This window comes from Tistrella mobilis (assembly GCF_039634785.1).
In the GTDB taxonomy this organism is placed as follows: domain Bacteria; phylum Pseudomonadota; class Alphaproteobacteria; order Tistrellales; family Tistrellaceae; genus Tistrella; species Tistrella mobilis.
In genome coordinates, this window is the sequence record NZ_JBBIAB010000012.1 from 48,665 (window position 1) to 62,588 (window position 13,924).

Annotated in this window: 8 protein-coding genes and 1 tRNA gene; 5 read left to right on the forward strand and 4 right to left on the reverse strand. The window is 69.8% G+C overall.

Going from position 1 to position 13,924, the window contains the following annotated elements; genetic code table 11:
- The first annotated feature begins 1 nt into the window (after position 1).
- Positions 2-3,289 (forward strand): phage tail protein, encoded by a 3,288-nt coding sequence (locus tag WI697_RS17495; protein WP_345959342.1) that lies wholly within the window; start codon positions 2-4, stop codon positions 3,287-3,289.
- A 43-nt stretch (positions 3,290-3,332) separates the two neighbouring features.
- Positions 3,333-4,787, forward strand: coding sequence for a DUF2793 domain-containing protein (locus WI697_RS17500; protein WP_345959343.1), 1,455 nt, complete (start codon positions 3,333-3,335; stop codon positions 4,785-4,787).
- A gap of 82 nt (positions 4,788-4,869) precedes the next feature.
- Here WI697_RS17500 and WI697_RS17505 read toward each other — a convergent pair.
- Positions 4,870-4,944, reverse strand: a tRNA-Val gene (locus tag WI697_RS17505).
- 265 nt (positions 4,945-5,209) lie between these two features.
- Here WI697_RS17505 and glmS point away from each other — a divergent pair.
- Positions 5,210-7,036 carry a glutamine--fructose-6-phosphate transaminase (isomerizing) gene (gene glmS / locus WI697_RS17510; RefSeq protein ID WP_345959344.1) on the forward strand — a complete coding sequence of 609 codons (1,827 nt, stop codon included), beginning with the start codon at positions 5,210-5,212 and terminating at the stop codon, positions 7,034-7,036.
- Here the strand turns inward: glmS and WI697_RS17515 are convergent.
- Entirely contained in the window at positions 6,997-8,112 is a 1,116-nt protein-coding gene (locus tag WI697_RS17515) for an ATP-binding protein (RefSeq protein WP_345959345.1), read from the reverse strand. The two genes, glmS and WI697_RS17515, sit on opposite strands and share 40 nt — an antisense overlap.
- A complete protein-coding gene (locus WI697_RS17520; RefSeq protein ID WP_345959346.1) occupies positions 8,109-8,861 on the reverse strand; it encodes a response regulator in 753 nt (250 codons plus the stop codon). The genes WI697_RS17515 and WI697_RS17520 overlap by 4 nt, the downstream gene beginning before the upstream one ends.
- 145 nt (positions 8,862-9,006) lie before the next feature.
- Here WI697_RS17520 and WI697_RS17525 point away from each other — a divergent pair, with 145 nt between their 5' ends.
- Positions 9,007-10,215: an efflux RND transporter periplasmic adaptor subunit gene (locus WI697_RS17525; protein ID WP_345959347.1), complete on the forward strand. Its 1,209-nt coding sequence runs from the start codon at positions 9,007-9,009 to the stop codon at positions 10,213-10,215.
- Positions 10,216-10,230: 15 nt separating this feature from the next.
- Complete coding sequence (locus WI697_RS17530; RefSeq protein ID WP_345959348.1) at positions 10,231-13,374, forward strand: multidrug efflux RND transporter permease subunit; 3,144 nt, start codon at positions 10,231-10,233, stop codon at positions 13,372-13,374.
- Between the two features lie 7 nt (positions 13,375-13,381).
- Here the strand turns inward: WI697_RS17530 and WI697_RS17535 are convergent, their stop codons facing one another.
- A complete protein-coding gene (locus tag WI697_RS17535) occupies positions 13,382-13,909 on the reverse strand; it encodes a cupin domain-containing protein (protein WP_345959349.1) in 528 nt (175 codons plus the stop codon).
- Between the last annotated feature and the right edge of the window lie 15 nt (positions 13,910-13,924).

A 13,924-nucleotide genomic window follows, 5' to 3' on the forward strand; every position in this document is an offset into this window, starting at 1 on the left:
CATGGCCGGGTTCTTTCTCACCTCGCTGATCAGCGGGTTGCTGCCCTCGGGCGGGCTGGGGGATGCCTTGGGCAGCCTGGCGCGCCGGGCGGCGAGCGGCGGGTTCGAGCCGCGCGAGGGGCCGCGGCTGCAGGATCTGGCGGTCCAGACCACCGGCCATGGCCGGGTCATTCCACGGGTCTATGGCAGCGTACGGCTGGCGGGCAACATCATCTGGGCGCGGCCGATCACCGAACGTCGCCGCATCATCCCCGTCACCACATCCGTCGGCGGGGTGTTCGGCATCCTGGGCGCCGGCCGGCTGCTGTCGGCCGGGCGGGTGGAGTACGAGTACTTCGCAAGCTTTGCCGTGGGTTTCGCCCAGGGGCCGATCCTGGGCATCCGGCGGATCTGGGCCGACGAGACGCTGATCTGGTCGGCCGATCCCGCGGCGGGGCTGGCCGGCATTGCCGCCTCTGCCGCGCCCGGCCGGTATTTCCGGCTGTATCGAGGGACCGCCGATCAGGCGCCGGATCCGCTGATCCTGGCCCATGAAGGGGCGGCCGCGACACCGGCCTTCCGCGATCTTGCCTATCTCGTCTTCCAGAACCTGCCGCTTGCCCCCTATGGCAACCGGGTGCCGCTGATCGAGGCCGAAATCGTGCGCGGCAGCCCCGTGGTGGCGGGGGTGGATCCCGCCGCCTTTGCAAGCGTCACCCCGGTTGCTCGCGATGGCCTGCGGCGGCTGCCCTCGCTGATCGCAGGCGCGCCGATCGACGCGCTGACGGGGCCTGCGGGCGGGATTGCCGGCGACAATGCCTATGCCTGGACGGATACCTGTACCTCGACGGATGGCGGCGCGGAGGATGGGGCGATCGCCCGTCATGTGACCGCGAGCGACATGGCGAACCGGGTCCGCCATGTTGCCCGCCAGCGCAGCTCCGGCGGTCGCTGGCTGGCGGAGGAACGCTGGAGCCACGCGATCCCGCTGACCTCGGCCCGGCGTGGCTGCGCCTGGGCGCCGGCCGACCGGCCGGTGCAGCTTTATGCGCGCGACGGCGAGGCGGCGGCTGTGTTCGTGGAAATCGAGACCGGCCGCCATCGACTGGTGGCACTGCCCGGGATGGTGGCGGGCGACGTCCGCGGTGTCAGCGCCTGGGGCACGCGGATCTGGATTCTGGGCGGCCGACCGGGCGGCCTGCTGGCGCTTTGGGCGCTGGATGACAGCGGCAGCGACGTGGAGGCCACGATGATCCTGGACGGGTTGCCGGCGGCACGGACGCTGATGCGCGGCGACGACGCCGGCCTGCTGCTGCTGTCGGCTGCGCGGCTGCGTCATCTTGCCGGGCTGACCGCCACGGCCGACCGGGACCAGACGCTCAACCCCTGGCCGGATCAGCGGCCGGTCGGCCTGCACCAGGCAGCGGACGGCATCGTCGTCGTGGTCTTCACCGACCGGGTGGCGCTGATCGATCGGGCGGGGCGGGTGGCGACGACACCGGTCGAGATCGAGCCCGGCCATGTGGTCGGCTTCGCCGCGGGGGGCGGGCGGCTGATGGCGGTGCCCTGGGTGCCGGCGGGCGACAATGCCGCCTGGATCGACCGCTGGCTGGCGCTGACCCGGCCGGCGGAGACGGCGGATCTGGGGGCGGTGATCGCCGATCTGGCCCAGGCTGCCGGTGTGGATCCGGACGAACTGGACCTGACCGGCGTCAGCGGCATGGCACTGCGCGGATATGTCGTCGCCCGCCAGGGCAGCGCGCGCGAGGCGCTGGAGCCCTTGCTCGCCAGCTGGTTCGTGGATGCGGTGGAGCGCGACGGCCGACTGGCCTTCGTGCCCCGCGGCGGGCCGGTCGCCGCCGTGATCGACCCGGGACGGCTGGGGGCACATGGTGCCGGCGACGAGCCGCCGCCGCTGGTGGAGCGCACCCGCATCCAGCAGGCCGAGATGCCGCGCGAGATCGGTGTCGCCTTCATCGACGGTGCCGCCGATGGTCGGCCGGGTCTGGCCCGGGCCCGGCGCAGCCTTGCCGGGGCCGAGGATCGCCAGGCGGTGGAACTGCCGCTGGTGCTGACGGCGGACGAGGCGGCGCGCATCGCCCGCACGCTCGCCGACGAGACGCTGGTGGGGCGCGACCGCTGGCGCTTCCGGCTGGGCTTCGGCGATCTGCTGCTGGAGCCGGGCGACGTGATCGCGCTTGCACCCGATCCGCGCCTGCCGATGATGCCGGCCCGGCTTCGGATCGAACGCATGGCCTTCGGCACGCCCGGGCTGATCGAGGTGGAGGCCGTGGCCGACCATGACGGTCTGCATGCCACCGCCCGCCCTGGTGCCGATGACATCCCGCCGGTGACCACGGCCCCGGCACGCGCCGAAGGCCTGGCCGAGGTGACGGTGCTGGACCTGCCGCCGGTGGTGGAACCCGCCCCCGATCCCGGGCTGGTGGTGATGGTCACCGGCGGTGGTGGCGGCCTCAGGGCGGCGCGGGTGGAGGTGGCCGACAGGGCCGACGGCCCCTGGCGAGAGGTGGCGGTGCTGGCGCCTGCCGCGAGCGGCACGGCAACCACCCTTCTGGCGACGGGCCCGGCGACGCTCCGCGACGACCTGGCCAGTGTCACGGTCGATTTCGGCGACGATCTGCGGGTCGATGCCGGGATCACCGAGGCCGATGCCGAAAGCGGCCGCAGCCTTGCCCTGGTCGGGGCCGAGATCCTGAGCTTCGGGGCGATCGAGCGGTTGTCGGCCGGTCTCTGGCGGCTGTCGCGGCTGCGGCGCGGGCTGCGCGGCACCGAGGCGGCGATCGGCGCCCATGCGATCGGCGAAACCGTTCATCTTCTGGATCCCGAGCGGCTGGCGGTGATGGGCTGGCGGCCGGCCGATATCGGCGCCGTGCTGCATTTCCGGGCGGTGACGCCTGCGGGTGCGATCGGCCCCACCCGCATCCACAGCCTGACCGGCGCCGGGTTGCGGCCGTTCCGGCCGGTCGATCTTCAGGCGAAGCGGCAGACCGACGGCTCGGTGCTGATCCGCTGGCTGCGCGCCGACCGCCTGGCCGGCTGGACCGACGGCGCCGACGAGCCGATGAGCGAGACGGCCGAGCGCTACCAGCTGGACATCCTGGCGAGCCCGATCGAGACGGCAGCCATCCGCCGCACGGTGATCGTCGAGGGCGCCGGCAGCTGGAGCTATTCCGCCGCCCAACAATACGCCGACTTCTTCACCTCACCCGCCACTCTTGGCCTGAAGGTCGCACAGATCGGTGCGGCGACCGGGCCCGGCCCGGCGCGCTATGCGACCGTGGTGCCCTGAGGGCGCGTTCCGTCTTTTCCGTCAGATCCTGAAAGGTCCGGCCATGGCCGATGCCACGCCGCGCCTGGGGCTGCCGCTGCTTGCGGCCGCCCAGGCGCAGAAACACGTCACCCATAACGAAGCCCTGACCGTGCTGGATGTTCTGGCGCAGATCGCGGTCAAGAGCCGCAGCCAGACCCTGCCGCCCGCCAACCCGGCCGAGGGCGATGCCTATCTGATACCGTTCGGGGCCTCGGGCGCCTGGGCCTGGCGCGACGGGCAGCTTGCGCTCTGGACCGCGGGCGGCTGGCGCTTCATCACCGCCCGCGACGGCTGGGTGGTGCTGGTCGAAGCCGAACAGGCCTTCGTGGTCCGCCGGGCCGGTGCCTGGACGGCGACCACCATGCTGGCCCACAGCCATGCCACCACCGAAGTCACCGGGCTGGATGCAGCACTTGCGACCCGGGTTTCGAAAGCCGGCGACGTCATCACCGGCCGGCTGGATGTCGGCCAGAAGCTGGTGGTGGGCGACAGCAGCGCGGTCGATGCCGAAGGGCTGGTGGTGCGCCATCCGACCGCGGCCACGGTTTCGGCCCATGTGAATGCCGGCGGCGAAGCGGCGCTGGCGCTGCGCGAGGCCGGCAGCCGCAAGGGGGGCCTGGCCTGGCAGGGGGGCAATATGCGGTTGCGGACCGACATTGCCGCACCGCTGGTGCTGGCGACCCAGGGGGTGGACCGGCTGACCGTGCCGGCCGATCGGGCGGCACTCGGCATCGGCACCGCGGCGCCGGCACAGGGGCTGCATCTGGCCGGTTCGGCCGTGGGGTTGCGCCTGCAGGCGACGGGCGGGGCCGCGCGCAGCTGGGATCTGATCCAGACCGCCGACGGGCATCTGGAGGTGATGGATGCAGGCGTCGGCACCGCCATGATCAGGCTGCGCAGCGTGACCGCGGCCGAAGGGGCGGAGGCCGTGATGATCGGCGGCCATGCCGGGGTCAGCGCCCGGTTCTACAATGTCGCCGGATCGGGCGGTGGCCCCGCCTGTGCGCTGGCGCTGGGTGTCAACGGCACGACCGGGCGCTCGCTGAACGCCGCCGGCACGATCAACGCGGCCGGGGCGGATTTCGCCGAATATGTTCCCCTGGCGCCGGACTGCCGGGCGGTGACGCCCGGCGCGGTGGTCGGCATCGATCAGGACGGGCGGGTCACCGACCGATTCGAGGCCGCTATCGCCTTTGCCGTGGTCTCCACCGCACCGGCGCTGGTCGGCGGCGATACGGGGGGCGACGAACCGGCGGCCCGGATCGCCTTTGCCGGCCGGGTGCCGCTGCGGCTGGCCGGACCGGTGGTGCCCGGGCGGGTGGCGGTTGCGGCGGCCGCCATGACCGGGGGCATTCTGGCCCGCTGCCTGGGCCCTGACGAGCGGCTGAGCGATGCCTGCGACCCGCATATCCTGGGCCGTATCTGGCGCAGGCTGGGGGCCGATACGGTCGAGATCGCGGTGCGGGCGGGGGCCTGACAGGCACGAGACCCGGCCGCGAAAAGCGGCCCGGAATGAACAAGGCCCCCGGCATCCGAAGATGCAGGGGGCCTTGTCGAATTGGTGGGCGCGACAGGGATTGAACCTGTGACCCCACCCGTGTGAAGGGTGTGCTCTACCGCTGAGCTACGCGCCCGCAGGATCGGGTCGGTGCCGGCTTTCGCCGTCCCGGCCGCCTGAGGTGGGCGCTTTATATGGCCCTGCATCATGGCTGTCAAGCGGGTGATCGCAGGCAGATTGCAGTTTCGTGATGGGCCATCCGCCGACCGCCGCAGGCGGTGCGTCTGCAACATTCCGTAACGCGAAGTGATTGGCAGCGGATGGGTGGCTCTGCTACCCCCTGAGATCGGAACCGCGGTCTGCCGGCCGCGGGATGACCTGACAAGCACGGAGTTGGCCTGATGTGTGGCATCGTTGGTGTCGTTGGTGTTGCGGATGCGGCGGCGGTGTTGATCGAAGGGCTGCGCCGGCTGGAATATCGCGGCTATGACAGCGCCGGCATCGCCGTGCTGGATGCCGAAGGCCGGATCGAGCGGCGCCGGGCGGAAGGGCGCATCGCCCGGCTGGAGGCGCTGCTTGCCGAGCGGCCGGTTCCGGGCATGACCGGCATCGGCCATACCCGCTGGGCCACCCATGGCGCACCGACCGAGGCCAATGCCCATCCCCATGCCACCGGCCGGGTGGCGGCGGTGCATAACGGCATCATCGAGAATTACCGCGATCTGCGTGCCGAGCTGCAGGCCGCCGGCCGGGTCTTCGCCAGCCAGACCGATACCGAGGTCATTCCCCAGCTGATCACCGCGCTGATCGAACAGGGGCTGGCACCGGTGGAGGCCTGCAAGGCGGCGCTGAAGCGTTTCGAAGGCGCCTTCGCCCTGGGGCTGGTCTTCGCCGGCGAACAGGAACTGCTGATCGGCGCCCGCCGCGGCAGCCCGCTGGCGGTCGGCCATGGCGAGGGCTGCATGTATCTGGGCTCCGACGCCATGGCGCTGGTGCCCTTCACCCGCGAGATCACCTATCTGGACGAAGGCGACATGGTGGTTCTGACCCGCGCGGGCATGACCATCTACGATGCCGGCGGCGCCGAGGTCGTGCGGCCGCGGCGGCGGACGGAGCTTTCCAGCGGCGCGGTCGGCAAGGGCGGCCACCGGCACTACATGCTGAAAGAGATCTACGAGCAGCCGGCCGTCATCGGCGACAGCCTCAGGACCTATCTCGACCCCGGCCGCGGTACGATCGAGATGAAGGAGATGCCCTTCGACCCCAAGGCGCTGACCCGCATGATGATCGTCGCCTGCGGCACCTCGGCCTATGCCGGCATGGTGGCCAAATACTGGGTGGAGCAGCTGGCGCGGCTGCCGGTCGATGTCGACATCGCCTCGGAATTCCGCTACCGCGACACGCCGCTGATCCCGGGCGAGGTGGCGGTGTTCATCTCGCAGTCGGGCGAGACGGCGGACACGCTCGCCGCCATGCGCCACGCGAAGGCCGCCGGGTTGATCACCATCGCGGTGGTCAACGTGCCGGAAAGCAGCATGGCGCGCGAGGCGGATCTGGTGCTGCGCACCAAGGCCGGCCCCGAGATCGGCGTGGCCTCGACCAAGGCGTTCACCTGCCAGCTGGTCACGCTCGCCTGCCTCGCCATCGGCCTGGGGCGCGCCCGCGGCACCATCGATGCCGCCCGCGACCAGAAGCTGACCCAGGCGATCGCCGAGGTGCCGTCACGCGTGGCCGACGTGCTGAACAATGACGACCGGATGCGCAGCATCGCCGAAAGCCTGGTCCATGTGACGGGCGTGCTCTATGTCGGCCGCGGCACCGCCTTTCCGATCGCGCTGGAAGGGGCGCTCAAGTTCAAGGAGATCAGCTATATCCACGCCGAAGCCTATGCGGCGGGAGAGCTGAAGCACGGCCCGATCGCGCTGATCGACGACGGCCTGCCGGTGGTGGCGCTGGCGCCCTCGGGCCCGCTGTTCGAGAAGACGGCATCGAATGTGGAAGAGATCGTGGCCCGCCGCGGCCGGGTGATCCTGATCACCGACGAGGCAGGGGCCGGGCGCCTGGCCGATCTGGTGGCGGAGGTGGTGGTGCTGCCGACCGTCGACCCGGTGGTGGCACCGTTGCTCTATGCCGTGCCGGTCCAGCTGCTCGCCTATCACACCGCCGTGCTGAAGGGCACGGATGTCGATCAGCCGCGCAATCTGGCGAAATCGGTGACGGTGGAGTGATGGCGGGCAGCACCCGACATCACCGGCCAGCCGAGATCGAAGACGGTCCCGCCCATGGCTGACGGACGGCAGGTCACCTCGCCGCCATGGGCACGGGCGATCGCCTGAACCACGGCCAGCCCCAGGCCGCTGCTGCGGCCCTGGGGATCGCCGCGGCGGAACGCCTTGAAGATCTCGCCCGCCATCCCCTCGGGCACGCCGGGGCCGCTATCCTCCACCATCAGGTGACAGACCCCGTCCGTGCAGACGGTCGTGATGCGCAGCGGCCCCGGCGTCGCGTGGTGTCGCGCATTTTCCAGCAAGGCCAGCAGCGCCTGCCGGATGCGGACGGGGTCGCAGTCGACCGGCGCCGTCACCCCCGGCGCACAGGAGAGGTCGAAGCCGGCCTCCGCCAGCCGGGGTTCCACCACCTGCACCACCGCGGCGATTTCAGCTGACAGATCCGCCGCCCTGAGCTGCAGGTCCAGCCGGTCGTTTTCGGCAAGGCCGACCAGCCGCAGATCGTCGATCAGACGTCCAAGCCCCTCGACCTGGGTCAGCAAAGACCGGTGCAGCTCGGGCGTGGGCTCGAAAATCCCCTCGGTCAGGCCCTGAAGGCGGCCACGCAGCACCGTCACCGGTGTCCGCAATTCGTGGGCAATGGCCGCGTTCCAGAACCGGCGCTCGTGTTCCACCCGCTCCAGCCGGTCGGCCATGGCATTGAAATCATGGACCAGCTGCGTGGCCTCGTCGGGCAGCGGATCATCGGCCGTGGCCCGCGCCGACAGATCCCCCTCGGCCAGCCGATGCAGACCACCGGCCACGGCGTTGATCGGCATCAGGATGCGCCGCGCCAGCCTGAGCGCCCAGAGGATACCGAGGCCGAGGGCCGTCAACGCCGTCAGCACCATCCACCCCCATTCCGCCGTCGTCGGGACCAGGCCGCTGTCGTCGGGGCCGGGGATGCTTGTGGGGAAGAGGGCGAACCAGAGTATGTAGAAGACGTAGGTGCCGAGCAGCGCCAGCGCGCTGATGATCAGGGAGAGAGAGACCATCGACCGGATGATGCGGCGGCTGAGACCACCATTGCCGGTCATGACGGATCTCCCAGCCGATAGCCGACCCCGCGCACGCTGGCCGGCACGGCCTCCAGACCGGCTGCTTCCAGCTTCTTGCGAAGCTTGCTGACATGGCTGTCCACCGTGCGTTCCAGGGTCTCTCCCTCGGGCAGGCAGGCGACCAGCAATTCCCCGCGACTGAAGACCCGCCGTGGCGCATACATCAGATGGGTCAGCAGCCTGAATTCGGTCAGGGTCAGCGTCAGGGGCTGGTCGCCATCCGGGCTGCACAGCCGGATTTCGTGGCTTTCCATATCCGCATGCAGCCGGCCGACGCGGATGACCTCCCGTCCATGGTCGCGGCCGGCCGGTCGGGAGCGGCGAAGCACCGCATTCACCCGCGCCACCACTTCCGCCGGATTGAACGGCTTCACGATGTAGTCGTCGGCACCGATCCGCAGGCCGGTCAACTTGTCCATGTCCTGATCCATGGCGGTCAGCATGATGACCGGTGTCTCGCCGCGATGGCGGATTTCGGACAGCACCTGCCAGCCGTCCAGGCGCGGCATCCCCACATCCAGCAGAACCAGATCGGGCTTGAGCGACAGATGCAGGTCGAGCGCCTGGCGCCCGTCCGCGGCACGGATGCTGCGCAGGCCGTTGCGGTCGAGATAGGCGGACAGGATCTCGGCGATCTCGGGTTCGTCCTCGGCAACGAGGACAAGCGCCCGGGGGGCGGAAGGCTGGGACGTGGCAACCCGCGAGGCGGGGATCGGCGGGTGGGGCATGGCTGGTCTGCATGTTTGCGGGCGGCCTCCACTCTATCTCCACACTCCGTCGACGGAAACGCCATTCCCCCGGCATAGGGTTCGCCCCGCTCGTCCCGCCTTGGGCGGAAAGGACGAGGAGACGTCATCCCTGAAAGGCCGATGCATGAGGATGGAACGCCTGCTTCGCAGCAGTGCCGGGCTCACCCTGGCGATGATTGTCCTGGCCGGGTGCAACGAGACGACGCCCAGGGCACCCACGCCGCTGCCCCGGGTGGCGGTGGTCGAGGTTGCCCCCGAGCGGCTGGAGGTCGTCGAGGATCTTCCCGGGCGTGTCGTTGCAGTGCGCGTGGCCGAGATCCGCCCGCAGGTCGGCGGCATCGTCCAGCGCCGGCTCTTCGAACAGGGCGCCGATATCCGCGCCGGCGACCCGCTGTTTCAGATCAATCCCGCCCCGTTCGAGGCCGATGTCGGGATGGCAGCGGCCGCCTTGCGGCGGGCCGAGGTTGTCGCGGCGCGCGCCGGCCAGCAGGTCCGGCGGCTGGGGCCCCTGCACCGGGCCGATGCGATCAGCGATCAGGCCCTGGACGATGCGGTGGCGCAGCGTGACCAGGCCGTCGCCGAGGTCGCACAGGCCCGCGCCACCCTGGACCGCCGCCGGCTGGATCTGGCCTTCACCACCGTGGAGGCGCCCATCGCAGGCCGTATCGATCAGGCCCTGGTGAGCGAGGGTGCCCTGGTCTCGCCGACCGATGCCACGCCTATGGCCCGCATCCAGCAGGTGGATCAGGTCTATGTCGATCTGCGTCAGCCGGCGCGCTCGCTGGAGGCACTGCGTGAGGCCCTGCGGCGTCGCACAGGGCCGGACGGCCAGTCGGTGGAGGGCCAGTCGGTGGATGGCCAGTCGACGGATGGGCCGTCCACGGACGGGGAGGGGCGTGGCCTGCCGGTGAGGATCCTGCGCAGCGACGGCACGCCATACGGCTCGATCGGGCACATCCTCTTCTCGGGCATCACGGTCGATGCCGGCACCGGCGATATGCTGCTGCGCGTTCTGGTCGACAATCCGTCGCGCGAGCTGCTGCCGGGCATGTTCGTGCGCGCCCGTGTGCCGCGGGCCGGATACGACGACGCCCTGATGATCCCCCAGCAGGCCGTGACGCGGGCGGGCGGCGCGCCGCAGGTCTGGACCGTTGCCGCCGATGCCACCGTCCGGCCGGTGCCCGTGACGTTGGGAGAACTGGTCGATCACCGCTATCGCGTCGCCACCGGCCTTGAAGCCGGTCAACGGGTGGTGGTCGAGGGCGTGGACAGGCTGGCCGAGGGGATCGGCGTCGAGCCGCAGATGTGGCGCCCGGGCGCCGATGCCGGCTGAGATCGGAGAGGGATCATGCCGCAGTTCTTCATCGATCGCCCGGTATTTGCCTGGGTGGTCGCACTGTTCATCATTCTGGCGGGCGTGCTTGCGCTGCCCCGGCTGCCCATCGCCCGCTATCCCTCGGTGGCCCCGCCCACGGTCAGCATCTATGCCACCTATACCGGCGCCAGCCCGCAGACGATGAACGACTCCGTTCTGGTTCCGATCGAGCGCGAGCTGTCGGGCGTGAGGAACCTGCTCTATTTCGAATCATCCGCCGATAGTTCGGGCACGGCGCAGGTCACCGTCACCTTCAAGCCCGGCACCGATCTGGAACTGGCGCAGGTGGATGTGCAGAACCGGCTGAAGGCCGTCGAACCCCGCCTGCCGCAGGCCGTTCGCCAGAACGGTCTGACGGTCGAGTCCGCGACCTCCGGCTTTCTGATGCTGATCAGCCTGAAATCCGAGGATGGCCGGTTCGACGAGACGGAATTGAGCGATTATCTGGCCCGCAATGTGATTGAGGAGCTGCGCCGCATCGACGGTGTCGGCCGGGTGCAGCTGTTCGGCGCCGAACAGGCGCTGCGCATCTGGGTCGATCCGTCGCGGCTGATCGCATTCGGCCTGTCGATGACCGATCTGTCGGCGGCGATCCTGCAGCAGAATGCCCGCATCGCCCCCGGGCGGCTGGGCGATGCGCCGGCCGTGCCGGGGCAGCGGGTGAGCGTGCCCCTGACGGTGGACGGGCAGCTGCAGACGCCGGACGCCTTTGCCCGCATCGTGTTGCGTGCCGCGGCCGACGGCTCGCGGGTGGTGCTGGGCGATGTCGCACGGATCGAGACCGGCGCGCAGACCTACAGCTTCGCGAACCGCGAGAACGGCAAACCCGCGACGCTTGCCGCCGTCCAGCTCTCCCCGGGGGCGAATGCGGTGCGGACCGCCGCCGCCGTCAAGGCGCGGCTCGACACGTTGAGCCAGAGCATGCCGGCGGGGATGAGCGTCGCCACCCCGTTCAACACGGCCCCTTTCGTCAAGATCTCGATCGAGAAGGTCATCTACACCCTGATCGAGGCGATGGTGCTGGTGTTCCTGGTGATGCTGCTGTTTCTCCAGAATCTCCGCTACACGCTGATCCCGGCCATCGTGGCGCCGATCGCGCTGCTCGGCACTTTCACGGTCATGCTGGTGGCGGGGTTCTCGATCAACGTGCTCACCATGTTCGGCATGGTGCTGGCCATCGGCATCATCGTCGACGATACGATCGTGGTGGTCGAGAATGTCGAACGGCTGATGGCTACCGAAGGGCGGTCGCCCCGCGACGCCACCCGCAAGGCCATGAAAGAGATCACCGGTGCGGTGATCGGCATCACCCTGGTGCTGACGGCGGTGTTCATTCCCATTGCCCTGGCCGGGGGTTCGGTCGGGGTGATCTATCGCCAGTTCGCCCTGTCGATGGTGGTGTCGATCCTGTTTTCGGCCCTCCTGGCCCTCAGTCTGACGCCGGCCCTTTGCGCCACGCTTCTGAAACCGGTCGGCCCCGGTGCGCATGACCGACGGGGTTTCTTCGGCTGGTTCAACCGGCGCTTCAATCACATGACCCGGTCCTATGAAACCCGTCTCGTCGCGGTCGTGCGGCGCAGCGGACGGGTGATGCTGGCCTTCGTGGCGATCACCGTGCTGCTGGTTCTGACCCTGCGCACCCTGCCATCCGCATTTCTGCCTGAAGAGGATCAGGGCTATTTCATGACCTCGGTTCAGCTGCCTGCGGATGCCACGCGCGAGCGCACCCTCGACGTCGTCCGGCGCCTGGAAACCCATCTTGCCGGTCGGCCGGCGATTACCTCGAACATGGTCATCCTGGGCTTCGGCTTCTCGGGGTCGGGGGCGAACACAGCCCAGGCCTTCGCGATGCTGAGCGACTGGGACCGGCGCAACGGCGCCACGGCGGCCGACGAGGCACGGCGCGTCGACGAGGCGATGGCGGACATCACCGACGGCACGGTGACGAGCCTTCTGCCGCCTGCGATCGACGAGATGGGCACGTCTTCGGGCTTCAGCCTGCGTCTCCTCGACCGCTCCGGTCGGGGGCATGACGCCCTGGAGGCGGCGACGGCCAGGCTGCTGGAGCTGGCGGGACAGAGCGACCGGCTTGCCAATGTCTATGCCGACGGCCTGCCGGCCGGGGCCGGTGTCCGCCTGGACATCGACCGCCAGAAGGCCGAGGCGTTGGGGGTGTCGTTCGCCGCGATCGGCGACACCCTGTCGGCCGCCATGGGCTCGCTCTATGTCGACGACTTCCCCCATGAAGGCCGTCTGCGGCAGGTGATCATCCAGGCAGACGCTGCCGCCCGCATGCAGGTGGATGATGTGCTGAAGCTGACCGTGCGCAATGCCGATGGCGGCATGGTACCGCTGTCCGCGGTCGTCACGCCCGTCTGGCAGGATCTGCCCCTGCAGGTGCAGCGCTATCAGGGGAGCCTGTCCTCCAGCATTTCCGGCAGCCCTGCACCCGGTGTCTCCAGCGGCGACGCCATGGCCGAAATGGAGCGGCTGGCGGCGCAGCTGCCCCCCGGTTTCCTGGTCGAGTGGAGCGGTCAATCCCTGCAGGAACGCATGTCGGCTGCCCAGGCGCCGCTGTTGATGGCCCTGTCGATGCTGGTGGTGTTCCTGGTTCTGGCCGCCCTCTACGAGAGCTGGTCGATTCCGCTCCCGGTCATGCTGGTGGTGCCGCTGGGTCTGATCGGCGCGGTGGCGGCGGTGATGCTGCGGGGCATGCCCGACGATGTGTTCTTCAAGGTCGGCCTGATCACCGTGATCGGCCTGTCGGCGAAGAACGCCATTCTGATCGTGGAATTCGCCCGCCAGCTGCACGAGCGCGGCATGGGTGTGATAGAGGCGGCAGTGACCGCGGCCCGGCTGCGCCTGCGCCCCGTTCTGATGACGTCGCTCGCCTTCGGCCTGGGCGTCGTGCCGCTGATGCTTGCCAGCGGCGCCAGTGCCGAAACCCAGCGGGCCATCGGCACCGGCGTCTTCGGGGGCATGGTCACGGCCACGCTTCTGGCGATCTTCTTCGTGCCCGGCTTCTTCGTGTTCGTGATCGGCGGCCGGGAGCGGCTGGCGGGCTGGTGGCGTGCCCGTCGGGGCACGCCGTCACAGCCACCGGCATCACGTCCCTGAGCCGGCATCACGTTCCAGAGGAGGTGTCGATCAGCACCGCGATCAGCTGCGCCGGCTGGTCGGACAGGTTCTGCCAGGCGTGGTTGGTCTCGCGCTGGATGACCACGTCGAAGGGCTCCAGGATGGTTTCCTCCTCGTCGAGGATCAGCTTCACCCGGCCCGAGAGCAGGACGATGTAGTCGATCGATCGGGTGCAGTGCATGTTGGGATGTTTCGCATCCGCATCATGGGCGTCGCTCGCCCCCATGCGGGCGAAGACATCGGCCGACAGCACCCGGTCGTTCTCTCCCACCCCGGCCGGCGGCAGCTGAAAGATCCGGAAGGTGTTGCCGCCCCGGGCGGGGGCCAGCACCACCGGCCGGTCGGCGCCGTCCGGGGTGGCGGTGTCCGGGCCATCCTCGGCCATGGCCCAGAGATCGATCAGACCGCGATGGGTTGCCGTTTCCAGCACATGCGGCGAGGGACCGTCGGAGAGGATCCGCGAGCGGCCTTCGGCCGTGTTGGTGGTGACGATGCGGCGAATGGGTTTGAGCATATGCGTTTTCCATAT